General features: G+C 71.5%; 23 protein-coding genes and 1 pseudogene. 18 read left to right on the forward strand and 6 right to left on the reverse strand.

Annotated elements, in window-relative coordinates:
* The 9 genes and pseudogenes from O3X23_RS36330 to O3X23_RS36370 form a co-directional block, all read left to right on the forward strand.
* Positions 1–245: pseudogene (locus O3X23_RS36330) on the forward strand (S9 family peptidase); the annotation flags it as partial.
* 232 nt (positions 246–477) lie between these two features.
* A complete protein-coding gene (locus O3X23_RS36335; protein ID WP_269277027.1) occupies positions 478–2,385 on the forward strand; it encodes a RiPP maturation radical SAM C-methyltransferase in 1,908 nt (635 codons plus the stop codon).
* A 31-nt stretch (positions 2,386–2,416) separates the two neighbouring features.
* On the forward strand, positions 2,417–3,067 hold the full coding sequence (locus O3X23_RS36340) for a DUF5825 family protein (protein ID WP_443048087.1): 651 nt from the start codon (positions 2,417–2,419) through the stop codon (positions 3,065–3,067).
* A gap of 156 nt (positions 3,068–3,223) precedes the next feature.
* Entirely contained in the window at positions 3,224–4,342 is a 1,119-nt protein-coding gene (locus tag O3X23_RS36345; RefSeq protein WP_269277029.1) for a substrate-binding domain-containing protein, read from the forward strand.
* Between the two features lie 129 nt (positions 4,343–4,471).
* Positions 4,472–5,800, forward strand: coding sequence for an ABC transporter substrate-binding protein (locus tag O3X23_RS36350; protein WP_269277031.1), 1,329 nt, complete (start codon positions 4,472–4,474; stop codon positions 5,798–5,800).
* 244 nt (positions 5,801–6,044) lie between these two features.
* Positions 6,045–6,860 (forward strand): carbohydrate ABC transporter permease, encoded by an 816-nt coding sequence (locus O3X23_RS36355; RefSeq protein WP_443048088.1) that lies wholly within the window; start codon positions 6,045–6,047, stop codon positions 6,858–6,860.
* Positions 6,857–7,810, forward strand: coding sequence for a carbohydrate ABC transporter permease (locus tag O3X23_RS36360; protein ID WP_269277035.1), 954 nt, complete (start codon positions 6,857–6,859; stop codon positions 7,808–7,810). Before O3X23_RS36355 ends, O3X23_RS36360 begins: the two co-directional genes overlap by 4 nt.
* Before the next feature lie 23 nt (positions 7,811–7,833).
* Positions 7,834–8,820, forward strand: a complete 987-nt coding sequence (locus O3X23_RS36365) for a hydroxyacid dehydrogenase (protein ID WP_269277037.1) — start codon at positions 7,834–7,836, stop codon at positions 8,818–8,820.
* Positions 8,821–8,866: 46 nt separating this feature from the next.
* Complete coding sequence (locus O3X23_RS36370) at positions 8,867–10,414, forward strand: HAD-IA family hydrolase (protein ID WP_269277039.1); 1,548 nt, start codon at positions 8,867–8,869, stop codon at positions 10,412–10,414.
* Here the strand turns inward: O3X23_RS36370 and O3X23_RS36375 are convergent.
* The 3 genes from O3X23_RS36375 to O3X23_RS36385 all read right to left on the reverse strand — a co-directional run bounded on the left by O3X23_RS36375 (position 10,393) and on the right by O3X23_RS36385 (position 12,677).
* The gene (locus O3X23_RS36375; protein WP_269277042.1) at positions 10,393–10,893 is read right to left on the reverse strand and encodes a levansucrase; all 501 of its coding nucleotides are present in this window, start codon (positions 10,891–10,893) and stop codon (positions 10,393–10,395) included. The two genes, O3X23_RS36370 and O3X23_RS36375, sit on opposite strands and share 22 nt — an antisense overlap.
* 101 nt (positions 10,894–10,994) lie before the next feature.
* Positions 10,995–11,558: a DoxX family protein gene (locus O3X23_RS36380; protein ID WP_269277044.1), complete on the reverse strand. Its 564-nt coding sequence runs from the start codon at positions 11,556–11,558 to the stop codon at positions 10,995–10,997.
* A gap of 159 nt (positions 11,559–11,717) precedes the next feature.
* A complete protein-coding gene (locus O3X23_RS36385; RefSeq protein WP_269277046.1) occupies positions 11,718–12,677 on the reverse strand; it encodes a DUF1152 domain-containing protein in 960 nt (319 codons plus the stop codon).
* A gap of 237 nt (positions 12,678–12,914) precedes the next feature.
* Between O3X23_RS36385 and O3X23_RS36390 the strand changes: the two genes are divergently transcribed.
* Complete coding sequence (locus tag O3X23_RS36390) at positions 12,915–13,778, forward strand: isocitrate lyase/PEP mutase family protein (protein ID WP_269277048.1); 864 nt, start codon at positions 12,915–12,917, stop codon at positions 13,776–13,778.
* A 42-nt stretch (positions 13,779–13,820) separates the two neighbouring features.
* Complete coding sequence (locus tag O3X23_RS36395) at positions 13,821–14,549, forward strand: YoaK family protein (RefSeq protein WP_269277050.1); 729 nt, start codon at positions 13,821–13,823, stop codon at positions 14,547–14,549.
* Positions 14,550–14,573: 24 nt separating this feature from the next.
* On the opposite strand, the gene O3X23_RS36400 is transcribed toward O3X23_RS36395, so the two are convergent.
* On the reverse strand, positions 14,574–15,173 hold the full coding sequence (locus tag O3X23_RS36400) for a GNAT family N-acetyltransferase (protein WP_269277052.1): 600 nt from the start codon (positions 15,171–15,173) through the stop codon (positions 14,574–14,576).
* Between the two features lie 226 nt (positions 15,174–15,399).
* Between O3X23_RS36400 and O3X23_RS36405 the strand changes: the two genes are divergently transcribed.
* Entirely contained in the window at positions 15,400–15,984 is a 585-nt protein-coding gene (locus O3X23_RS36405; protein WP_269277054.1) for a hypothetical protein, read from the forward strand.
* Between the two features lie 203 nt (positions 15,985–16,187).
* Positions 16,188–16,385: a hypothetical protein gene (locus O3X23_RS36410; RefSeq protein WP_269277055.1), complete on the forward strand. Its 198-nt coding sequence runs from the start codon at positions 16,188–16,190 to the stop codon at positions 16,383–16,385.
* Positions 16,386–16,475: 90 nt separating this feature from the next.
* Here O3X23_RS36410 and O3X23_RS36415 read toward each other — a convergent pair whose 3' ends face one another.
* On the reverse strand, positions 16,476–16,883 hold the full coding sequence (locus O3X23_RS36415) for a hypothetical protein (RefSeq protein ID WP_269277056.1): 408 nt from the start codon (positions 16,881–16,883) through the stop codon (positions 16,476–16,478).
* Between the two features lie 319 nt (positions 16,884–17,202).
* Here O3X23_RS36415 and O3X23_RS36420 point away from each other — a divergent pair, with 319 nt between their 5' ends.
* The 5 genes from O3X23_RS36420 (at position 17,203) to O3X23_RS36440 (ending at position 21,455) form a co-directional block, all read left to right on the forward strand.
* Complete coding sequence (locus O3X23_RS36420) at positions 17,203–18,054, forward strand: fumarylacetoacetate hydrolase family protein (protein ID WP_269277058.1); 852 nt, start codon at positions 17,203–17,205, stop codon at positions 18,052–18,054.
* Positions 18,055–18,065: 11 nt separating this feature from the next.
* Positions 18,066–19,403: an enolase C-terminal domain-like protein gene (locus O3X23_RS36425; protein ID WP_269277059.1), complete on the forward strand. Its 1,338-nt coding sequence runs from the start codon at positions 18,066–18,068 to the stop codon at positions 19,401–19,403.
* A gap of 131 nt (positions 19,404–19,534) precedes the next feature.
* Complete coding sequence (locus O3X23_RS36430) at positions 19,535–19,846, forward strand: L-rhamnose mutarotase (protein ID WP_269277061.1); 312 nt, start codon at positions 19,535–19,537, stop codon at positions 19,844–19,846.
* Between the two features lie 5 nt (positions 19,847–19,851).
* Entirely contained in the window at positions 19,852–20,694 is an 843-nt protein-coding gene (locus tag O3X23_RS36435) for an amidohydrolase family protein (protein ID WP_269277072.1), read from the forward strand.
* Positions 20,695–20,789: 95 nt separating this feature from the next.
* Positions 20,790–21,455, forward strand: a complete 666-nt coding sequence (locus tag O3X23_RS36440) for a CGNR zinc finger domain-containing protein (protein WP_269277063.1) — start codon at positions 20,790–20,792, stop codon at positions 21,453–21,455.
* Between the two features lie 76 nt (positions 21,456–21,531).
* Here the strand turns inward: O3X23_RS36440 and O3X23_RS36445 are convergent, their stop codons facing one another.
* Positions 21,532–23,208: a YVTN family beta-propeller repeat protein gene (locus O3X23_RS36445; protein ID WP_269277065.1), complete on the reverse strand. Its 1,677-nt coding sequence runs from the start codon at positions 23,206–23,208 to the stop codon at positions 21,532–21,534.
* Positions 23,209–23,397 lie beyond the last annotated feature (189 nt).

Genomic DNA, 23,397 nt, shown 5'->3' on the forward strand with positions numbered 1-23,397 from the left:
TGGCGGCGTTGCGCGCCGCCGGCGTCCGGCATGACGCGCTGTGGCTGGACGGCGGCCACGACGGGCACGACGGCGGCGACCACGTACAGGTGCTGCACCGGGCGCTGGTCTTCCTCGACCGGCACCTGCGCGGACCCCGCCGCGCGCCGCGCCCGACGAGCTCCCCGCCCCGCGAGGGGCGGGGGTCAGGGGACCTGGCGGCCGAGGCCGCCGGTCCCGCCCGCCGGAACGCAGAGAGGAGGTAACCACCATGCAGAAGGACGTCATCCAGAACGATCCCCTCGAGGACGAGGCGGAGAACCGGAAGCCTGGCGTGGGGGTGGTCGTCAGGATCCCCTTCCGTAACGCCGACGAGCCGGAGGACAGCTGAGTCCATCCGGCGGCCGGCCCGGCTCAAGCCGCCGGGCCGGCCCACTCCGCGCCACCCCGCTACATCCCCCGTGCTGAACCCCTGTGCGACGAGGAAGAGACGAAGCCGTGCGCGTACTGCTGGTGAACATGCCCTGGTCCCCCATCGACCTTCCGTCACTCGCGCTGGGCATCCTCAAGCGCAGCGTCGACGAGAAGACCCCCGGCGCGAGCGCCGAGGTGCTGCACGCCAATCTCGAATACGTCGACTGGATCACGCAGCGGCGGAAGTTCACGCTGGAGGACTACGAGTACTTCTCGCTCGCCTCCTACTTCATGGGGGTCGGCGACTGGGTCTTCTCCGCCGCGCTGTACGAGGACCCGCAGTGGCGGGTCGCGGAGTTCACCGAGGCGATGAAGGGCCGGGTGCGCAAGGAGCGCATGGCCATGACCCTCGAACTGCACTCGGAAGCAGCCGAGTTCGTCCAGCTCATGGCCGACCGGATCGTGGCGGCCGACCCCGACGTGGTCGGCTTCACCTCGACCTTCCAGCAGAACACCGCCGCGCTGGCCGCGGCCAAGTACGTCAAGCGCATGGCACCGCACATCCGCATCGTCATGGGCGGCGCCAACTGCGACGGCGCGCAGGGCGAGGCGGTGCACCGCAACTTCCCGTTCGTCGACCACGTGATCCGCGGCGAGGGCGAGCAGACGTTCCCCGCGCTCCTGACCGCGCTCCAGGAGGGCACCGGCCTGGCGAAGATTCCGGGCCTGTGCCACCGGGTGGCGGGACAGTCCGTGGCCAACCCGATGAGCACCCTGCCGATGCCGCCGGCGGCCATCCTGCCGCCCGACTACACCGGCTACTTCGAGCGGCTGGCCGCGTCGAAGGCCCGGTCCTGGGTGGAGCCCAAACTGGTGGTCGAGGGGGCCCGCGGCTGCTGGTGGGGCGAGAAGCACCACTGCACGTTCTGCGGCCTCAACGGCTCGTCGATGCAGTTCCGCAGCAAGAGCCCGGACACCTTCTACGAGGAGATCATCGGCCTCGCCGAGAAGCACCGGGTGCTGGACATGTACGTCGTCGACAACATCCTCGACATGGGCTACCTCAACACCGTCCTGCCCCGCATCATCGAGAGCGACTACGACCTGCGCATGCACATCGAGATCAAGTCCAACATGCGCCTCAACCAGCTGCAGGTCCTCGCCGACGCCGGACTGATCTACGTGCAGCCGGGCATCGAGAGCCTCAACAGCCGGGTGCTCGACCTGATGGACAAGGGGGTCAGCGGCACCCAGAACGTGCGGATGCTGCGCGACGGGGCCGCGGTGGGCCTGTCCATCTCCTGGAACTACCTGCACGGCTTCCCCGGCGAGACCGCGGCCGACTACGACGACGTCATCGCCCAGATCCCCGCTCTGGAGCACCTCAACCCACCCGTCGACCTGTCGGCGCGGATCGCCATCGAACGGTTCAGCCCGTACTTCAACAATCCCGAACTGGGCTTCTCCGAACTGCGCCCCGCCGAGCCCTACCGGCTGACGTACGACCTTCCGGAAGCCGAGATGCTGGACCTGGCGTACGTCTTCGACGTGCCGCCGCGCGGGGTGGGCGACGAGACGATCAAGCCGCTCAACGACGCCCTCGCCGCCTGGAAGACGAACTACCGCAGCAGCCGTCTCACCCACGCCGACCTGGGGGACCGCGTCGTCCTGGTCAACCGCCGGCGCGCCTTCGAGTGGACCACCCTCGAACTCACCGACCCCGTCCAGGTGGCGGCCTTCCGACTGCTGGAGCAGCCGCACACACCGGCCGCCGTCACCCGCAAGATCGCCGCCCGCAACCCCGGGGTGGCCGTCACCGAGGAGGCGGTGGTGGAACTGCTGCTGGACTGGCGCCGGCTGGGCGTGGTGTTCACCGACGGCGGCCAGTACGTCCACGTGGCGCCGCCCGCGGTCAACGAGGACATGCTGCGGCTGGACTTCATGCGCTACGCCCACCAGGTCCGGCAGGCACAACCCCCGGCACTGGTGTGACCGCCATCCGCTTCGAGCGAAGGAGACTCCGTTGAGCATCACCACCGACACACTGACGATCACCGCTTGGCGGGACCACGATCCGGCCGCCTGCGAGCTGCCGGGCATGCTGCTGGGGCAACTGGAAGTCCAGGGCGGCGGATCGGCGGCGGTGCGGCAGCTGTGGGAACAGGGCGCGCGCCGCGTCGAACTGCCGGGCACCGTCGATCTGACCGACACCGCCGCGGCCGCGGACACCGTCCGCACGCTCTGCCTCATCCGCGACCTGACCGCCCGCGCCGTCTACGTCGACTGGCGCCTGCGCACCGGCCCGGACCCGGACGCCTGGCGGCCGCTGAACCATCTGCACCCTCCACTGGAGGTCGAGGGCCCCCCGGACCCGGAGGAGGTGGTGCGCCAATGGCGGGACGAGCACTACCTGTGCAAATGCATCTGGCGCAACGGCCCGGGCTTCGTCCAGATCCGCGACCGCCGCTGGGGCGTACTCAACCGCTTCACCGCCGAGGAGCCCTACTACCACCAGGCGATCACCCAACTCGAACACGGCACCCCCACCGCGGACCTCCCCGCCGACGTCCTCGCCGACTTCCGCGAGGAGCGCCTGATCGGCGAAGTCGGCGACCTGGCCTGGTGGCTGCCGTACCGGATCCAGCGCTGGATCCACACAGCGATGGTGGTGTGACACCGGCTCTCCGGAAGTCGTCGCGGCGTCCCTCGCGTGGGTGATCGATCGTAACGATCGGAAAGCGATCGATATGATAGAGGGCGTAGAGTGCGGTCAGTGTCGTGAGCGGATTGCACACGGCCGGCCACCGGTGCCGCGACCAGGGGGAATCCAATGCGGATGCATGTCGACCAGCGTCATGAACTGGTGCTCAAGCTCGTCCGTGAGCGGGGCAGCCTGCGTGTCGCCGATCTGGCGGCTGAGCTGGGGGTTTCCGCGGTGACGCTGCGGCGGGACGTGGAGACGCTGGCCGCGCAGGGGCGGGTGCGGAGGCTGCATGGGTCGGTTGTCTGGCCGGACGGTCCGCAGGCCGTGGAGGCTCCCGCCCCCGTGGTGGGCGGTCAGGGGCCCGTGATCGGGATGGTCGTGCCCACCACCGACTACTACTTCGCGGCGGTCGTCGCCGGTGCCCGCGAGGCCGCCGCGGCCCGTGGCGCACGCCTGGTCATCGGCCTGTCGCAGTACCTGCCGCACGAGGACCGGGCGCAGGCCGCGCGGCTGCTGTCGACCGGGGCCGACGGGCTGCTGCTCACGCCCAGCTGGGGCCACGGCGTGCCGCAGCCCGGCGAGGAGGAGTGGATCGCCCAGCAGGGTGTTCCCGCGGTGCTGGTGGAGCGCTGGGCGCCGTTGGGCAGTCCGGCGGCCGCGCTGGACCGGGTGCGCACCGACCATGCGCACGGTGCCGCTCTCGCCGTGCGCCATCTGGCCTCCCTCGGGCACCGCACGGTCGCCCTGGCCGCCCAGGAGAGCCCGACCGCCGTGCAGTTGGGCATCGGGCACGCGGCGGCCGTGGAGGCGCTGGGGCTGGATCCGGCGCCCCGTTCGCCGCTGGAACTGGAGCCGTCGCGCGACGAGTCGGACCGGTTCGACCGGACGCTGGAGTACCTGTGCGACGCGGTCGGCGAACACGGAGTGACGGCGGCGCTGGTCCACAGCGACGCGGACGCCATCGTGCTGATCCCACGGCTGCAGGCGCGCGGGGTGCGGGTGCCCGAGGACCTGGCCCTGATCGCGTACGACGACGAGGTCGCCGGTCTCGCGGACCTGCCGCTGACGGCGGTCGCCCCGCCGAAGCGCGTGGTCGGGGCGCTCGCCGCCGACCTGCTGCTCGACCGCCTCGCGGAGCACTCCCAGGGAGCTCCGGCGCAGCCGCGCCGGCATGTGGAGCTGCTGCCGGAGCTGCGGGTTCGGCAGTCCTGCGGTGCACCGGCCGGTCGCACGGTGAGCGAGTGACCGCAGTTATCTGATCGATATACGCTCTAGACGATCGAATCACTCATTCGCTCTTGACGGCGATCGATGTTGCGCAAATGATGGCCTGCATTCACCTCATCTGTCGGGGTCACCGTAGGAGCTCGCGCAATGAAGCCCATCTCCCAGTCCACCTCCCGTACGACCCGTCTCGCGCTCGCGGCCGTCGTGGCCTCGCTCGCGCTGGCCACCACCGCCTGCGGCGGGGACAAGGCCGCCGCCGGCGGCAGCGCGCCGGACGCCAAGCCGGTCACCCTGACGTACTGGGGTTGGGCCAAGGGCGCCCAGGCGACCGTCGACGCGTTCAACAAGACCCACAAGAACATCCAGGTCACGTACTCGGAGATCGCCGGCGGTCCGGACGGGTACTCCAAGATCACCAACGCGGTCAAGGCCGGAAACGCCCCCGACGTGGCGGGTATCGAGTACACCCAGCTCCCGGAGTTCGCCAGCCAGGGTCTGCTCGAGGACCTCACCGAGCAGGCCGCCGACACCGTCAAGCAGAAGTTCCCGGCCTCCATCCAGAACCTGGTGACCTTCGGCGGCAAGACCTGGGCCGTGCCCTATGACGTCGCACCCCAGCTGTACTACTACCGCACGGACCTGTTCCAGAAGTACGGCATAGCCGTTCCCAAGACCTGGGCGGAGTTCAAGACCGCCGGCGAGAAGCTCCAGCAGGCCGACAAGAACGTGCACATCGCGTCCTGGGCCGACAACGACGCCGTGCTGCTGGCGGCCCTCGCCTGGCAGGGCGGCGGCAAGTGGTTCAGCACCGAGGGCGACGCGTGGAAGGTCGGCATCAACGACGCCGCCTCCCAGAAGGTCGCCTCCTACTGGCAGGGACTCGTCGACAGCGGCGTCGTCAACTCCATCCCGGCCGGCAGCGAGGACGAGACCAAGGCCAGGACCTCCGGCACCGTCGCGAGCTTCATCGGCGCCTCCTGGAGCGCGGGCGGCATGACCGTGGCGATGCCCAAGCTGAGCGGCAAGTGGGGGATCACCCCGCTGCCCACCTGGGACGGCAAGCCCGCCAGCGGCGGCTACGGCGGCACCACCTACGCCGTGCCCAAGGGCAGTAAGCACGTCAAGGAAGCGGCCGAGTTCTCGAAGTGGGTCACCACGGACGCCGCCGCCGTCACCGCCCGCCTCAGCTCGCTGAAGTCGCCGAGCAGCGCCCTGCCGGCCAACGTGGAGATGCGTGACGTGGCCGCGAAGGCGTTCAAGGGCGGCGCCTACTACACCGGCTTCGACGTCTACAGGATCGCCGGTGCGCAGGTCGACACCATCGTCCCGGGCTGGACGTTCGGCCCCGTGCAGATCGCGACCAACACCGCCATCACCGACGCGGCGGCCAAGGGCAACCTGACCCAGGGGCTGACCGCCGGCCAGGCGTCCGCCGAGAAGGGCATCAAGGAACGCGGGCTGAACCTGGTCAAGTGACCGGCAGCCGGGTCGGCGGTCCTACCCGCCGGCCCGGCTCCCGGTCCTCCCGCCGGGCACGCGATGCCGTGCCCGGCGGGCCCCCGGCTCCCACGACCCCGCTCCCACGACCCCGCTTTCAAGGAGTCCCCCCGTGGCAGTACCACTCGCCCGGACCCCGCGCCGCCGCTCCGCCGCCCGACCGGGCCAACGCGGCGCCGTGGCCGTGCTCCTGGTCCCGTTCTTCGCGCTGTTCAGCCTCGTGATGGTGGCGCCCATCGGCTACGCCGTGTGGATGAGCCTGTTCCAGGAACGCTCCTCCGGCCTCGGCTTCGGCGGCACGGAGCGCGTCTTCTCGGGCCTGGGCAACTACACCCGCGCCCTGTCCGACCCCGCGTTCCGCACCTCGTTCCTGCACATCGCCGTGTACTGCGTCGCCTACATCCCGGTGATGATCGGCGGCGCGCTCGTCCTGGCCCTGCTCCTGGACTCCGCCCTCACCCGGGCCAAGCGCTTCCTGCAACTCGCCCTGTTCCTGCCGCATGCGGTGCCCAGCATGATCGCGGCGATCATCTGGATCTACCTCTACACCCCCGGCCTCAGCCCGGTCACCGGCTGGATCGAGAGCCTCGGCGGCAACTGGGCCTTCTTCTCCGCCGACCACGCGCTCTCCTCGATGATCAATATCGCGGTGTGGCAGTGGATCGGCTACAACATGGTCATCTTCTACGCCGCGCTGCAGGCCGTCCCGCGCGAGACGCTGGAGGCGGCGGTCGTCGACGGGGCGGGCGAGCTGCGCATCGCCTGGCAGATCAAGGTGCCGGTCATCCGCTCGTCCGTGGTGCTGACACTGCTGTTCACCTGCGTCGGCGCGGTCCAGCTCTTCAACGAGCCCAAGATCCTCTCCAGCCGGGCCTCCTCCCTCGGCTCCACGTGGTCACCGACGATGTACATCTTCAAGGCCGCCTTCGAACGCCACGACTACGGTCTGGCGGCCGCGTCCTCGCTGCTGCTGGCCCTGGCAGCCGCCGCGCTCTCCTTCATCGTCACCAGGATCGGAAACCGGGGGAAGACGGTATGAGCACCCTTGATCTCGACGGCCGCCAGGCCGCACCCGGCACCGTCCCGCCGCCCCTTCCGGAGGCTCCCGAGCCGGTTCGCCGCCCGGCCCGACGCGCCCGGCGGCCACGCTCCACCGGCGCCCTGCTGTCCCGGGCGGCCGTCAACGGCCTGCTCGCCGTCGCCGCCCTCTACACCCTGATGCCGCTGGCCTGGCTGCTGATCGCCGCGACCAAGGACCATGGCGACCTGTTCGGCACCGGCGGCTTCACCCTCGGCGCGTTCCACCTCTTCGACAACTTCCGGGCCGTGTTCACCGCCGACGGCGGCATCTACGGACGCTGGCTGCTCAACAGCCTGCTGTACTCGCTGGTGGGCTCGCTCGTCTCGACCCTCATCTGTGTGGCCGCCGGATACGCCTTCGACAAGTACCACTTCGCGGGCAAGGACAAGCTCTTCGGCGTCGTGCTGGCCGGCATCCTCGTACCCGGCACCGTCATCTCGCTGCCCATGTACCTGCTCGCCTCCGAGGCCGGCCTCGTCAACACCTACTGGGCGGTCCTGATCCCTTCCCTGGTGAACCCCTTCGGGGTCTACCTGGCCCGGGTCTTCTCCGAGGGCTACATCCCGAACGAGGTCCTGGAGGCGGCCCGGATGGACGGCGCGAGCGAGCTGAAGACGTTCCGCACCGTCTCGCTGCCCATGCTGGCGCCGGGTTTCATGACCATCTTCCTGTTCTCGTTCACCGGCAGCTGGAACAGCTTCTACCTGCCGCTGATGATGCTCAACGACCAGAGCCTCTACCCGGTCGGCCTGGGCATCTACAACTGGAACACCGTCGTCGTGAACAACCCCGAGTACTACAGCCTGGCGATCACCGGAGCCCTCGTCGCCGTCCTGCCCCTGATCGCCGTCTTCATCGGCCTGCAGCGCTTCTGGCGCTCCGGCCTCACCGCCGGAGCCGTCAAGTGAACCGTCCCCGCACCGTCCTGGCCATGAGCGCCGAGACCCGGGACTCCGTCCTCGACGCGGCCGCCCTGCGCCGGCTGGAGCGCACCGCGCTCATCGACACCGGCCTGCTGGCCGTCGACTTCAGCCCCCGTGACGCCCCGCTGACCGCCGCCCTGCGCGAAGCCGAAGTGCTGTTCACCGGCTGGGGCTGCCCGCCCCTGACGCCCCAGGCGCTCGCCGCGATGCCGCGACTGCGCGCCGTGGTGCACGCGGCCGGCTCCGTCAAGGGCCATATGACGGAGGCGGCCTGGGAGCGTGGCATCACCGTCTCCACGGCCGCCGTCGCCAACGCGCTACCGGTGGCCGAGTACACGCTGGCCGCCATCCTGTTCGCCAACAAGCGCGTCCTGGCGGGCGCCGAGGCCTACCGCCGCACCCGCGACCGGGTACGGCTGCTCGATCAGTTTCCCGCCGTCGGCAACTACCGCCGCACCATCGGCGTGGTCGGCGCCTCCGCCGTCGGCAGCCGCGTCATCGAACTCCTGCGGCCGTTCGACCTCACCGTCCTCGTGCAGGACCCGTATCTCGAACCGGCCGACGCGGCCCTGCTGGGCGCGACCCTGACCGACCTCGACGACCTGGTGCGGCGCAGCGACGTGGTCTCCATCCACGCCCCCGAACTGCCGGAGACCCGCGACCTCTTCGACGCCGCCAGGCTCGCCCTGATGCGCGACGGCGCCACGCTGGTCAACACTGCGCGCGGCTCGCTCGTGGACACCCAGGCGCTCACGGCCGAACTCGTCTCCGGCCGCCTGCACGCGGTGCTGGACATCACCGTCCCCGACGTCCTCCCGGCCGGCTCCCCGCTCTACGACCTGCCGAACGTCCTGCTGACCCCGCACATGGCGGGCTCGCTCGGCGGCGAACTGCGGCGGCTGGCCGACACGGCCATCGACGAACTGGAGCGCTACGCCCAGGGGCTGCCCTTCGCGCACCCGGTACACGCCGCAGCGCTCGCGCACTCCGCCTGATCCGTCACCACCGCCCGCGTACGCTCCGTCCGCAAAGGAAACCCTCTTGTCCGAGCCTTCCCAGCCCGCATCCACGCCGCCGCGGAAGGTGCGCCGTGTCCTGGTCGTCGGGATCGACGGCGTCCGCCACGACGTCCTGCTCGCGCTGCCGACCCCGCACATCGACGCGGTCGCGGCCGCCGGGTTCCTGACGGCCGTCGAGGTAGCCGACGGGACGCCCACGATGTCGGGTCCCTGCTGGGCCACGATCGTCACCGGGGTCACCGTCGACAAGCACGCGGTGTGGAGCAACGACTTCTCCGGGAACCGGCTCAGGGTCTTCCCGGACTTCGCCACCCGCCTCGCCCAGCAGGACGGCAGGCGCACCTACGTCGCAGCGGGGTGGGACCCCCTGGTCACCGTGGCCGACGGGGGACCGCTCTTCGCGCACCCGTCCCGGCTGAGCTACAGCGCGCCGGCCGCCGACACCCCGGAGGAGTGGGAGGAGTGCGACGAGCGGATCACCGAGGACGCCGTGCGGGTCCTGGGCACCGACGATCCCGAGGCATCCTTCGTGTATCTCGGGGCCCCGGACGAGACCGCCCACTTCCTGGGGTGCGGGGACGCGTACGAGCGCTCCGTCGTGCGGGCCGACGAGCGGCTGGGCCGGATCGTGGCCGCCGTGCGCGGCCGGGCCGGCTACGACGCCGAGGACTGGACGGTGATCGTGGTGACCGACCACGGCCACGTCCGGGCGGGCGGCCACGGCGGCCGTTCCGGGGCGGAGCGCACCGCCTGGGTGGCCTGCGCGGGCCCTGGCGTCATCGCCGGCCGTGCCCCGGACCGGGTGCGGCACGAGGACGTGGCGGCGCATGTGTACGCGGCCCTGGGCCGGACCGCCGACCGGCACTGGACGCTCGACGGACGGCCGTTCACCGCGGGGCCGAAGGCCGTGCTGTTCGACATGGACGGCACGCTCGTCGACACCGAGTCGCTGTGGTGGCAGACGGTCGAGGGGCTCGCCCGGGAGCTGGGACACGCCCTCGGCGACGCGGACCTGCCGGCGGTCCTGGGGCGCGGCGTCCACGACACCGCCGCCCATCTGCACGAGGTCACCGGTGGACGCCGGGCGTCGGCCGAGCTCGCCGCCGAGCTCGACCGCCGGTTCCTCGCCGCCGTCCAGGAGCGGACCGTCGCACGGCCCGGCGCCGTCGAACTCCTCGACCTGCTGGAGCGCGACGGCGTTCCGCTCGGGCTGGTGTCGGCGTCGCCGCGCAGTGTCGTGGACGCCGTCCTGAAGTCCCTGGGCGCCTACCGCTTCCAGGTCACCGTCGCCGAGGGCGAGACCCCCGCCACGAAGCCCGCCCCCGACCCGTACCTCGCCGCCGTCCGCTCCCTCGGAGTGCCGGCCGCCGCCTGCGTCGCGGTGGAGGACACCCCGGTGGGAGTGGCCTCCGCCGAGGCGGCGGGCTGCGTCGTGCTGGCGGTCCCGTCGCTCACGCCCATCCCCGCGGCGCCCGGCCGGACGGTGCGCGACAGCCTCGAGGGGATCGACCTGGACTGGCTGCGGACGCTCGTGGCGGAAGGAAGCGATCAGGCCGGGTGGTCGAAGTAGCGCTGACCCTTCCCGGTGAGGTGGGACGCGTAGATCCGGCCCAGCACGGGCTTGCCGCGGAAGAGCCCGACGTAGTGCCGCGCCGTGTCCACCACGACGGGCCGGGCGAAGCAGGCGAACTGGTTGCGCTGCTTCTCCTCGGCCCACGCCACCGCGGCCGGATCGACGCGCTCGCTGATGAGGACGGGGAACACGGCGACACCGGTCTGCATCCCCACCGGCAGCCCGCCCTTGTTCTTCTTGGCGAAGCCCAGGGCCTGCGACGTGAAGGTGTCGATGGTTCCGACGGATATCTCGGGAACAGCCGCGGCGATCGTGAACACGTGCAGGTTGGTGGCTGCCCAGCGCAGCTTGAAATCGGACCGCCGGCCGACCAGCACACGCACACCGGACCAGTCCTGCCACTCCGGCTTGCAGCCGTCGGTCGCCAGTCGGCTCTCCACCGCGGTCAGGTAGTTTCGAGGGGACTCTTCACTCATGGACGCGATTGTCCATGGAACCTCCGCCCCCGTGAAGCAGTTCGGAGGGACCGACCCGCAGCCGGTCCGTCCCTCCCGAACCACCCGGCGTGCTCCGCCCCTTACGCCGGGGAGGAGGCGGGAACCTCGGACCGCGCGGCGGCCACGGAAGCGGCCTCTTCCCCGTCGCGGAGGCCCGTCGAGAAGGCCGCCGAGGCCGGTGCGCCAGCCGTGACGCCCGCCCCGGATTCCTGCGCGCTGTCCGTGGCGGCGAGCCGCCCGAGCAGCGCGTCCAGGGACCAGCGGCCCGGCCCGGTGACGACGATCAGCAGAAACGTCCAGGCGTACAGCGCGGCCGGCTCGCCGCCGTTCTGGATCGGCCACAGGGCGTGCTGCTGGTGCTCGGTGAAGTACGCGTAGGCCATCGAGCCCGAGCAGATCAGCGCGGCATAGCGGGTGCCGAGGCCGAGCGTCACCAGGCCGCCGCCCACGAACTGGATCAGCGCCGCGTACCACCCGGGCCAGGTACCGGCCGCGACGGTCCCGCCGCCGAAGGCACCGCCGAGCACGCCGAAGAGCGAAGCGGCGCCGTGGCACGTGAAGAGCAGTCCGATGACGATGCGGAACAGCGACAGCACCTGCTCCTGCGCGCGGGCGGTCGAAGTCCGGGAAGCGGAGGAACGCATGAGGGGTCTCCTACGGCAGAGAGGGCGGGGTACCGATGCGCGAAGCGTAGGAAGAATGGTTGAAGCCGCACTTAAATCGCGCGCGTTGAGCGGGTGTCGCCCGTCCCGGTGCAGCCGAATGGCGCAACGGCGCGTTGACGGCGACGGACTCCCGCCACCTCAGTGCGGGTACGTGCGCGGCGGCCGCTGCCGGGGCAGGTCGTCGCGGAACTCCGCTATGCGGCTGCTGATCTGGCGCACCAGATGGGTGTCCTCGATGCGGTCGAGGTAGAGGGAGCGGCGGGCGAGGCCGTCCAGGTCGAAGGCGAAGTACAGGGACATGAGGGGGTTGATGAAGAGTTCGGAGTGCCGGGTGCGGTCGGTGAACCGCACATCGCCGAACTCCCCCCGCACGGCCGCTGCGATCGAACCGTTGACGATGCTCGGATGCACGGCGGTCTCCGTCTGGGCATGGGCGACCGCGTCCAGATACAGGGCGCCCTCGCGGGTGTCGCGGGGGATGGACAGCGCCCCAAGATAGGCGCCGTCGCGGTCGAGAGCCGCGATGTTCTCCAGCACGAGGGAGCGGTTCACCCCGTGGTACGCGTCGATGCCGAAACCCAGGCACACGACGAGCCGGTTCGCCACCGCAAGTCCCCGCACGGCCGCGAGGTTCGCCATGTCCTCCTCGGGCGTGCCGAGCCCCGACTCGTCGCCGCGCAGGAGGATGTCCGTGCCACCGTCGACCAGCACCACCGCGTCCACGTCGAGATGGCCGGCCAGCGCCTCGTACGCCGCCCGCAGCGGCCGCACCCCGAGCGACGGGAAGGCGTACACGGCCTCCGGCATGCCGTGCCGCCGCAGCCAGCGCGCCAGTGTCCGTTCGGGAAAGTACTCGGTGGCCGACACGGTGTCCGGTCCGATCTCGGCGACGTCCGGCGCGAGCCACACATCGGAGTCGAGTCCGTACAGGTCGCTGAACGAGAAGTTCGCCAGATGGACTTCCTTGCCCTGCGCCCGCAGGGCCAGTGCCAGCGGCAGACCGGCGTACACGTCGAAGCCGCCGCCCGCGCCGGCGATGAGCACCCGGCGGGCCGGTTCGAGGCGTGCGAACAGGGGCGGGACGGCGAAGGAGGGCATGGCAGGGGACCGTACCAGCGCGCACACCTCCACTGTCGACCGGGCCTGGTCGTGGTGCGGGTGCGCGGGGAGACGTGACGTTTCCGCGGTGAACGCCCTGCGCCATCGGGGTGAGTGCAGCCTGTCGCCGGAAAGGTTCCGCAGCTCTCCGGAGATCCTCATGTCTTGGCAAAGGACCGTCGTGTCGCGGCACTGCTTGCCGCCCGATGTGTCGAAACCCGAGAGAGGAACCGGACGTTGACCTACGGGAAGAAACTGAGGGAGCACATCGCGGGGCCGGAGACCACACCGCTGATCGGCGTGCATGACATGCACTCCGCGTCGATCGCGGCCGGCCACTACGAGGGCATGTTCGTTTCCGGCTTCGGCTTCGCCGCTTCCCACTACGGTCTGCCGGACATCGGATTCATCGCCTGGCCGGACATGGTGGCGTTCGTCCAGCGGTTGCGCGGCGCGTTCCCGCGGCACCACCTGCTGGTGGACATCGACGACGGGTACGTCGATCCCGAAGTCGCCTGCCACGTGGTGGAGAGGCTGGAGCGGATCGGCGCGTCGGGCGTGATCCTGGAGGACCAGAAGCGGCCGCGCCGGTGCGGGCACGCCGAGGGCAAGCAGGTGCTGCCGCTGCCCGAATACCTCGCCAAGCTGGAGATGGTGCTGGCGACGCGGCAGGACATGGTGGTGGTGGCCCGTACGGATGCCACCGATGAGCACGACATCCTGCACCGGGCCGAGCAGCTCGCCGCGACCGACGCGGACGTGGTGCTGGTCGACGGGGTGCGCGGTGTGGAGTGGATCCGCCGGATTCGCGAGGTGGTCGGCGGCAAGCCCCTGCTGTTCAACCAGATCGCGGGCGGCAAGTCACCCAGGCTCTCGCTGCCCGAGCTGTCCGAACTGGGGGTGGAGGTCGCCATCTACAGCACACCGTGCCTGTTCGCGGCGCACGAGGCGATGCACTCCGCCCTGACCGACCTCAAGGCGGCGGACGGCCGGCTGCCCGCCGTGGATACGGCGAACGGCGCGGGCGTCGCTTCCGTCACCCGGCTGCTGGAACGCAACATCGCCCGTCGGCGGCCGGAACCGCAGGGCGTGAGAACGTGACAGCGGGGCGCGTCCGGGCGTCACTGGAAGGGAGCCGCCGCTGTGATCACCGTGCTGCGCGATGCCTGGAAGACCCTGGTCCCCGACCTCGACGGCCCTCACGGGCCGCTGCCGCCGCTGCTGCTCGCGCTGACCGTCGTCACCGGGCTCGTCGACGCGTTCAGCTACCTGGTGCTGGGACACGTCTTCGTGGCCAACATGACGGGCAACGTCGTCTTCATGGCCTTCGCGCTGTCCGGGGCCGCGGGGTTCTCGCTGAAGGCTTCGCTGGTGTCGCTGGTCTCCTTCGCGGTGGGGGCGGCGCTCGGCGGGCGCATCGCCAACCGTTTCCCGCACCACCGCGCGCGGCTGCTGCTCACGGTGACCGCCTTTGAAGGGGTCCTCGTCCTGGCGGCCTTTCTGAGCAGCGCACTGACCGCCGAGGGCCCGTCCACGTCCGTCCGCGAACTGCTCATCGTCCTGCTCGGCCTGGCCATGGGCGGGCAGAACGCCGCTGCCCGCAGACTGGGCGTCCCCGACCTCACCACCACGGTCCTGACCCTCACCATCACCGGAATCGCCGCGGACGGGCGGCTCGCGGGAGGCACCGCCGGCAAGGCCGGCCCCCGGGCGCTGTCGGCGATCGCCATGTTCCTGGGAGCCCTGGCCGGCGGGCTGCTCATCCACGGCTCGGAGCCGTCGCTGGTGCTGCTGATCGCCGTGCTCACGTTGGCGGCGATGGCCGCGGTGACGTCCTTCCACGTCCGCACCACCCGGGCCTGGATCGCCTGACGGCACTCCGCGTCGGGCCGGGCGTCACACCGCGCCGTTGACCGGCCGCCAGAGCGGGTACATCGCCTCGGGGTCGAATGGCAGGGCCAGTGGCTCGCCGAGGTCGGTGTAGCCGTGCCGCAGGTAGAGCTTGCGGCTGGCGGGGCTGGTCGCCTCCAGGTAGGACGGGCGGCCGGCCCGGTCGAGTGTCTCGTGGTGCATTCGCAGAAGGTGCGAGCCGACGCCGTTGCCCTGGTCGTCCGGGTGGACGACCAGGAACGCCAGGTGCTCGTAGTCGCCGCGGCCGGTGGGCTGGGCGGCGGCCATGGCCTCGTCGAGGTCGTGGAAGCGTTGGACGTGCTCCTGGCACGCGGCCGACAGCAGATCGTCGTACCCCTCGATGGCGGGGGAGGGTTCCGGCAGCCAGACCGCGGCGGCCCGCAGATCGTCGGTCACATGGACGGTGCCGTGGCGCAGCGCGTGCGCGACGAGGATGCGGAAGAATCGCGGGAAGATCTCCGGGTGGCGTTCGCGCACGGGAACCAGCCAGCTGTGCAGCGGCAGTTCGTCGAAGACGGTCGCCAGGAGCCGGGCGACGGTCTCCTCCTCGGCGATGACGGCCTGTCGGACGGGTATCCCGGTCACGCGCGCACTCCCATGGTCAGCTTCTGGCGGCCGGGCGCGATCTTATCCGCCGTGCACCGGCAACCGGTCACCGGTCAGGGCGACTTCCGTGTCCGGCCAGGGCCGGGACGGGGGGTTGGTGCCGATTCCGTAGACTCCGGTGTCGAACGGGGCCGCCGCCGCGGCCGCCGCACCACCGCTGGGCGGGACGGACGTACGCCCTGGTCCATGAATGCGAGGCAGACCGATGACCGCCGATCAGTACGCGCTCCCCCTCACCTCCGGTACCCCCGGCGCGGAAGCCGATCGGGCTGTCTCCGCCGGTGCCGGTGCTGTTGACGAGACGCAGGCTGCCGACGAGGCGCAGGCCGTCCGGAACTCGATCCGCCGGGCCGCCCGGGGCATGGCGCACCACGAGGCCGAGGACGCGCTGGGGAGGGCCCAGGCCGAGGTGGCCGGTGGGGAGGACGGCGACGAGGACGGCCCCGTCAGCCCCGCCGTCGAGGAGTGGGAGCGCATCGTCGACCTGCTCACCACGCACGCCGGCCCCTACGACCCGGACTCCGATCCGTTCGTCCAGGGCGAGCTGACCGCACAGGCCAACCGTGAAGCGGCCCGGCGGACCGACGGCGACGCCAACGACGCGGACGCCGGCGAGGACAGCGCCAGGGACTCCCTGCTCCGGTCCCTCGCCCGTACCGGGGTCCAGGGCGGGGCCGGCGGGGGGAACGAGCCGGTGGTGGACCGGATCGTCCAGGCCGACCCGGCCGCCGCGCTCGCCGTCGGCCGCTGGCTCGACGACGCCTTCGCCGCCGGTCGCGCCGCGGGCTGATCCCGGCCGGGGCGCGACCGTGGTCCGCCGCGGGGTCGGGCCAGGATGAGCAGGTCCAGCCGGCTGGTGGCGGGTGCGGCCCGGCCGGCCGCTCCCGCCGCGCGCGGTCGGGCCATGCCGTCGGCGCATGCGGACGGATCTCCTGTGCGCCGTGGAACAGGCGTCGGGACCCGGGAGGGGGCGCGGGGGAGGAGACTGCACGAATGACAGTTCAACGCCGCCCGCTGGGCATCGGACCGCATCCCGACACCGATCCGGACGAGGGGCGTGCACAACGGGCGATGACGCCCGCCGAGCGCGCGGCCGCGGAGGCCGCGAGAGCGGCGGTGGAGGAGGACGTTCCGCCGGAACCGCCCACCGCGCGGCGCCGGCTGGGCGACGGCTCGCACCCGAACCCCTGATCCCCGTCCGACCCCGAAACCCCTGACCTGCCGACCGGCCGTCAGGGGTTTCTGCCGCGAGGACTCCCGGGCCGCTCGCGAAGGCTGCTCTCACCCGGGTTCCGGATCACCCTCCGCGCCGTCCCCGTGCTGCTCGTACCAGCGGCGGATCCGTTCCATCTTCCAGATCACCGCCCGGTCGATCTCCTCCACGCTCAGTCCCGTGGCCGCCGCCAGGACCTCAGGGCCGATGAGGTTCCCGGGCCGGCCCTGCAGCGCGCGGCTGATCTTCCCCGCCCACAGTTCCTCGGGTACGAAGGGGCGCCTCGAATATTCGTCCCGCAGCGCGCCCAGGTGCTCGGGCGAGCAGACGACGATCAGCCGCCTCCCGTCCTTGTCCGGATCCCGGGCATGGACCGCTGAGGAGTCCGGCACCAGATCCAGACGGCCCTGCGCGCCGATGGGTTGGCCGCAGAAGTCGCAGATGTCCGGGAACGCGTCCGGCTCGTCCGATGCCATACCCAAGGGTTACCCCGAAGTGAGTGGACCGATAGCCGTCCCGTCACCGGCGTGGGGTCGCCAGGGGGGCGCTCGGCGCGGACCGGGGCCTCCGGCGCCCCGGGAGGCCGGCTCACCGCCGTTCGGCCCGAGCCCTGCGGTGCAGCTCGAGATACATGGGATGTCTCCCTTGAGTAGTTGCGGGTTATGGCCCAGGGTTTGCGCCCTCCTGTGCGCAAGGCGGTCTTGGATCAGCCCCATTGGGCACTTGTCTGGAGCACGGGAGCGACATAGAGTCCGGACAGAAGTTGAGACATCGGATGTATTGGATGGCCCTCCCGTGAAATTGCTGCGCTTCGGCGCCTCCGGCCATGAGCGGCCGGGCGTCCTCACCGACGAAGGTGCGGTCCTGGACCTGTCGGCGCTCACCTCCGACATCGACGGAGCGTTCCTCGCCTCCGGCGGCCCCGACCGGGTCCGGGCCGCGCTCGCCGCCGGCTCCCTGCCCGTCGTGGACATGACGGGGCTGCGGCTGGGCGCCCCGGTAGCGCGGCCCGGCAAAGTCGTCTGCGTGGGCCTCAACTACCGCGGCCACGCCGAGGAGACCGGCGCGCCCATCCCACCGCGGCCCGTGGTGTTCATGAAGGACCCGGGCACGGTGGTCGGCCCGTACGACGAGGTGCTGATCCCGCGCGGATCGTCCAGGACCGACTACGAGGTCGAGCTCGCGGTGGTGATCGGCGGCCGGGCGCGCTACCTGGAATCGCCGGCGCGCGCCCTCGACACCGTGGCCGGGTACGCGGTGAGCAACGACGTCTCGGAGCGCGAGTTCCAGCTGGAGTTCTCGCCGCAGTGGGATCTCGGCAAGTCCTGCGAGACGTTCAACCCGCTCGGCCCCTGGCTGGTGACCCCGGACGCGGCGGGCGACCCGCAGAAGCTTGGCCTGCGGCTGTCCGTCAACGGCACACCGCGGCAGAACAGCGGAACCGGCGACATGATCTTCGACGTGGCGTACCTCGTCTGGTACCTCAGCCAGTACATGGTCCTGGAACCCGGCGACGTCATCAACACCGGCACTCCGGCGGGCGTCGCCCTCGGGCTGCCGGGGACGCCCTACCTGCGCCCCGGAGACACCGTGGAACTCACCATCGACGGTCTCGGCGCGCAGCGCCAGACGTTCGCCCAGGCGTGAGGGGCACCGACGTGACGCCGGACACCGCCCGGATCACCGCGGTCGACACCTACGACATCCGGTTCCCCACCTCGCGCCTGCTGGACGGCTCCGACGCGATGAACCCGGACCCCGACTACTCGGCCGCGTACCTGATCCTGCGCACGGACGCGGGCGACGGGCTGGAGGGCCACGGCTTCACCTTCACCATCGGGCGCGGCAACGACGTCCAGGTCGCCGCGATCGACGCGCTGCGCGGGCACGTCGTCGGCCGCTCCCTGGACGCCCTGTGCGCCGACCCGGGATCCTTGAACCGCGACCTGATCGGGGACAGCCAACTGCGGTGGCTCGGCCCGGAGAAGGGCGTCATGCATATGGCGATCGGCGCCGTCGTCAACGCGGTCTGGGACCTGGCCGCGAAGCGTGCGCACCAGCCGCTGTGGAAGCTGCTGTCCGACGCCGACCCCGAGTGGCTGGTCTCGCAGGTCGACTTCCGCTACATCGCCGATGTCCTCACCCCCGAGGAGGCGCTCGGCCTGCTGCGCCGCGGAGCCGAGGACCGGGCCGCACGCGAGGCGGAGCTGCGGCGCCGCGGATACCCCGGCTACACCACCTCGCCGGGGTGGCTCGGCTACTCCGACGAGAAGCTGACGCGGCTCGCGCGGCAGGCCGTCGCCGACGGTTTCACCCAGATCAAGCTGAAGGTCGGCGCCGACCTCGGCGACGACATCCGGCGGCTGCGGGCCGCCCGCGCCGCCGTCGGACCCGACTTCCGCATCGCCATCGACGCGAACCAGCGGTGGAACGTGGGGGAGGCCATCGAGTGGACGAATGCGCTGGCCGCGTTCGATCCGTACTGGGTCGAGGAACCCACCAGCCCCGACGACATCCTCGGCCACGCGACGGTTCGCGGCGCCGTGGCACCGGTCAAGGTCGCCACCGGGGAGCACGTCCAGAACCGCATCGTCTTCAAGCAGCTGCTGCAGGCGCGGGCGATCGACATCCTGCAGATCGACGCGGCCCGGGTCGGCGGCGTCAACGAGAACCTCGCGATCCTGCTGCTCGCGGCCAAGTTCGGCGTCCCGGTGTGCCCGCACGCGGGCGGCGTCGGGCTCTGCGAGCTGGTGCAGCACCTGTCGATGTTCGACTACGTCGCGCTGTCCGGTACCACCGAGGACCGGGTCATCGAGTACGTCGACCATCTGCACGGGCACTTCGAGGACCCGGTCGTCATGCGTCGCGGGCACTACACCGCGCCCCTGGCACCCGGCTTCTCCGCCGCGATGCACGCCGCCTCGATCGCGGAGTACACCTATCCGCACGGGACGTTCTGGGCCGCCGACCTGGTCGGCAGGGAGACCGCGGCATGAGTGGCCTTCGCGCCGTACGACCGTCGGTCCGCACGGCATGATGGCCGCGGGGCCGGGCCGTGCGCGGCCTCGCGGCCCTGCGGTGGCGAACACCGGAGAACATCGGGAACAGGCACGGAGGGAGACCCGCCATGAGAGTCGCGCTGCACACCAAGGTCCGCGAGGACCGGATCGACGCGTACGAGGCCGCCCACCGTCAGGTGCCGGAGGAGCTGGCCACCGCGATCCGCGCGGCCGGCGCCACCTCCTGGACGATCTGGCGCAGCGGCACCGACCTGTTCCACGTGCTGGAGGTCGAGGACTACGCGGCGATGATCGCCGCACTGTCCGAGCTGCCGGTCAACGTCGCCTGGCAGGCCCGGATGGGTGAGCTGACGGAGATCGCGCACGACTACTCGGCGGCCGGCTCCGACGCCTCGCTGCCCGTCGTGTGGGAGCTGTGAGCCGGATGCGTGTCGTCGACTCCCATCACCACCTCTGGGACCTCGCTGTCCGCGACCAGGACTGGATCACCGGGGAGGCGCTGGCCCCGCTGCGCCGGGACTTCGCCCTGGCGGACCTGGAGCCCGACGCGCGCGCCGCCGGGGTCGAGGCGACCGTCGTCGTCCAGACGATCACGGTCCCGGAGGAGACACCGGAGCTGCTGAGGCTCGCGAACGGCGACGGCCTGGTCGCCGGAGTGGTGGGCTGGACCGACCTGACCCACCCGGGCGTCCGCGACACCCTCGCCGCCCTGCGGGAGCTGCCGGGAGGCGACCGCCTCGTCGGCATCCGGCACCAGGTCCAGGGCGAGCCGGATCCGCGGTGGCTGCTGCGCCAGGACGTGCTGCGCGGTCTGGCGGCGGTCGCCGCCGCGGAGCTCGTCTACGACCTCCTGGTCCTCCCGCACCAGCTGCCGGCCGCGTGCACCGCCGCGGAGCTGCGGCCCGAGCTGACCTTCGTCCTCGACCATCTCGGGAAACCACCGATCGCGAGCGGTGGACCCGGCCCGTGGGCCGATGACGTGCGGCGACTGGCGGCCCTGCCCAACACCGTCTGCAAACTCTCCGGGATGATCACGGAGGCGGCCTGGGGCACCTGGACGACCGCCGATCTCGCACCGTACGCGGACACCGTCCTCGACGCGTTCGGGCCGGACCGGGTGATGTTCGGTTCGGACTGGCCGGTGTGCCGTCTGGCAGGCTCGTACGCCCAGGTCGTCGACACCGCGCTCGCCCTGACCGGCTCGCTGTCCCCGGCCGAGCGCGAGGCGGTCTTCTCCGGCACCGCCACCCGCGTCTACGGCCTGTGACGAGATCGGACCAGGGTCCGGCCGGGCCCGGTGGGCGACCTGTCCAAATGGCTGATTGCTTGGATAACCATTAGGGCCGGGTTACGGTCGACAGCATGGAGAACCCCGATCCGCAGTCCGGCGTGCCGCAGTCCGACGCGCCGCTGCTCGGTGAACCGCTGCCGGTCGAGCTGATGAACACCGTCTGGGCCGACCGGGACGGCCTCCATGACGCGCTGGCCGACACCGACGGCCTGGCGCGCTGGCTGCGAGCCGTCGCCCCGCGCTTCGAGCCCGCGCTCGCCGCGGACGAACCCGCCGCGGACTCCGCCCCCGCGCCGCCGGCACCCCTCGCGGACCGGTATCGGCGGCTGCGCGACGCGCTGCGCCGCCTGGCCGCCATCGCGACCGAGGACCCCCGCCCGGCGGCAGCCTCGGCGGCCCCCGACCTCGCGACGGCCGTGGAAGCGGTCAACCGGGCCTGCGCCTACGCACCCACGTGGTCGCGGATGGAGTGGCCCGACGGGGGAGCGCCGTCCCGCGGCACGGCCGGCGCCCCGCCGCACACCACCGCGGCGGCAGCCCTGTCACGGATCGCGGAACAGGGCGTCGACTTGTTCACCGGACCGGACCGGGATGCTCTGCGGGCCTGCCGGGCCCCCGGCTGCGTGCTGTACTTCGTGCGCGCCCACCCCCGGAGGGAATGGTGCTCGGCGAACTGCGGCAACCGCGCCCGCGTCGCCCGCCACTACCAACGGCACCACACCGACCCTCCCGCGTGAACGCTCCGCGCCCGGGATGGCACGACGAGGCCGGCCGGCTGGACGATCGGCCGGCCGGCCTCGTCTGCGTCACTGATCAGGAGCAGGTGATGATCAGCGAGGTGATGACGGTGCAGGTGCGGGTGGAGCTGTTGTTGGCGGGGTTCAGGTCGACCGGAGCACTGGCGGTACGGGTCGCGGTGACGCCGTAGGGCAGGCCGAGGGTCAACAGCCCGACGGGGACGGTGAAGTGACGTGTGGTGGAGGCATTCGCGGCCAGCGTCGCCACGGTGCAGCTGATGTGGGCCGGGCTGACACCGCAGTCACTGGAGGTGGCGGTCATCGGAGTGGGCAGGACCGCGGTGACGGCGGCCGAAGTCACCGGGGAGGGACCGTGATTGGTGATGGTCACCGTGTAGTTGATCTTCCCGCCGAGAAGTCCGGGCGCGGGACCGGCCGCCAGGGACACACTGACATCGGCGGCAGCGTAGGTGAAGTGGCCTGCGGCACTCACCGCACTCGTGCCGGCCGGTGTGGTGACCTGCACGTCCACGGTACCGACCGCGCCCGCCGGAGCGACCGCGGTGCAGGTGGTGGCCGAGCAGTTGACGGCAGTGGCGTTGTGCCCGGGTCCGAACGTGATCGCCGTGGCGTCGGACAGCGCCGTACCGGTGATGGTGACGGGCGTGCCGCCGGCGGGCGGGCCCGTGTCGGGGCTGACCCCGGTCACGACAGGCGGGGGAACGGGCACGACCGTCGTACCGATCGCCACGCCGATCGGGTTGTGGCCGACGCCGGTGGTGGTGGCCACCGTCGCGGTCGCGGCGTCGATGACCGACACCGTGTGGGAGCCGAGGTTGGCGACATACACGTGGGTGCTGTCGGGGGTGACCGCCAGCGACTGCGGACCGGTGCCGACGGGGATGTCACCGGTGAAGGTGTTGGTCGCGGTGTCGAGAACCGACACGGTGTCGGAGTTGGCGTTGGCGACGTAGGCGTGCGCGCCGTTCGGTGCGATCGCCACCGCGAAAGGCACGGCAGCGGTGGGCAGGGTGCTGATGACGGTGTTGGTCGCCGTGTCGATCACTGCCAGGGCGCTGCCACCGAGGCTCGCGACATAGGCGCGGGCGCCGTTCGGGGTGATCGCCACGGAGATCGGGAAGGCGCCGGCCGCGATGGACGTGGTGACGGTGTTGCTCGCGGTGTCGATGACCGACACGCTGCCGCCCGCGCCGCTGTTGGTGACGTAGGCGTGGGCACCGTCCGGGGTGATCGCCACCGCGTCCGGGCCCGCGCCGACGGCGATGGTGGCGGAGACGGTGTTGGTGGCGGTGTCGATGACGGACACCGAGTTGGAACTCAGGTTGACGGCGTAGACGTGGCCACCGTCGGGTGCGACCGCCACGGCGGTCGGGCTGGAGCCCACGGAGGTGGTGGCGACGACGGAGTCGGTCGCGGTGTCGATCACCGACACGTTGTTGGAACCGACGTTAGGTATGTAGACATGCGCACCGTCCGGTGCTGCCGCGACACCCTGGGGGCCGAAACCGACGGGAATGGTGGCGATGACGGTGTTGGTCGCGGTGTCGACCGCCGACACCGTGTTGTCACTGGCGTTGGCGACGTAGGCGGTCGTGGCACCCAGCGGGACCGCGTGGGCCGGGGCGGCCAGTGCCGTGAGGCCGGACAGGCCCAGGGCGGCCGAAGCGGCCAGCGCGGTTAACCTGCGACGCCCTCCTGGCTGCGCAGTTCTGGCGCGGGCAAACGTGTTCATGCGGATCTCCCCCCTCACTCCGCCCCGTGGCAGCGGGCACCGGAGGGGCCCTGGCTTCCACCGCGGTGCGGTACCGACAACGGGCGAGGCCGCTGGAGGCGGTCCGTCGCCAGGGCGTGCTCCGCGCCCGGGGCGCGGAGCACGCCGCCAGGGCACAGGGCCGGGCCCTGGCGGGGTGCGACTCGGCCG

Source organism: Streptomyces sp. H39-S7 (assembly GCF_027158205.1).
Taxonomy (GTDB): Bacteria; Actinomycetota; Actinomycetes; order Streptomycetales; family Streptomycetaceae; genus Actinacidiphila.

Coding starts and splice junctions, on each gene's coding strand:
- O3X23_RS36345 (WP_269277029.1), top strand. CDS start 3,224: ATGCGGATGCATGTCGACCAGCGTCATGAACTGGTGCTCAAGCTCGTC.
- O3X23_RS36360 (WP_269277035.1), top strand. CDS start 6,857: ATGAGCACCCTTGATCTCGACGGCCGCCAGGCCGCACCCGGCACCGTC.
- O3X23_RS36405 (WP_269277054.1), top strand. CDS start 15,400: ATGACCGCCGATCAGTACGCGCTCCCCCTCACCTCCGGTACCCCCGGC.
- O3X23_RS36440 (WP_269277063.1), top strand. CDS start 20,790: ATGGAGAACCCCGATCCGCAGTCCGGCGTGCCGCAGTCCGACGCGCCG.
- O3X23_RS36415 (WP_269277056.1), bottom strand. CDS start 16,883: ATGGCATCGGACGAGCCGGACGCGTTCCCGGACATCTGCGACTTCTGC.
- O3X23_RS36375 (WP_269277042.1), bottom strand. CDS start 10,893: ATGAGTGAAGAGTCCCCTCGAAACTACCTGACCGCGGTGGAGAGCCGA.
- O3X23_RS36350 (WP_269277031.1), top strand. CDS start 4,472: ATGAAGCCCATCTCCCAGTCCACCTCCCGTACGACCCGTCTCGCGCTC.
- O3X23_RS36435 (WP_269277072.1), top strand. CDS start 19,852: ATGCGTGTCGTCGACTCCCATCACCACCTCTGGGACCTCGCTGTCCGC.
- O3X23_RS36380 (WP_269277044.1), bottom strand. CDS start 11,558: ATGCGTTCCTCCGCTTCCCGGACTTCGACCGCCCGCGCGCAGGAGCAG.
- O3X23_RS36430 (WP_269277061.1), top strand. CDS start 19,535: ATGAGAGTCGCGCTGCACACCAAGGTCCGCGAGGACCGGATCGACGCG.
- O3X23_RS36410 (WP_269277055.1), top strand. CDS start 16,188: ATGACAGTTCAACGCCGCCCGCTGGGCATCGGACCGCATCCCGACACC.
- O3X23_RS36365 (WP_269277037.1), top strand. CDS start 7,834: ATGAGCGCCGAGACCCGGGACTCCGTCCTCGACGCGGCCGCCCTGCGC.
- O3X23_RS36385 (WP_269277046.1), bottom strand. CDS start 12,677: ATGCCCTCCTTCGCCGTCCCGCCCCTGTTCGCACGCCTCGAACCGGCC.
- O3X23_RS36445 (WP_269277065.1), bottom strand. CDS start 23,208: ATGAACACGTTTGCCCGCGCCAGAACTGCGCAGCCAGGAGGGCGTCGC.
- O3X23_RS36355 (WP_443048088.1), top strand. CDS start 6,045: ATGGTGGCGCCCATCGGCTACGCCGTGTGGATGAGCCTGTTCCAGGAA.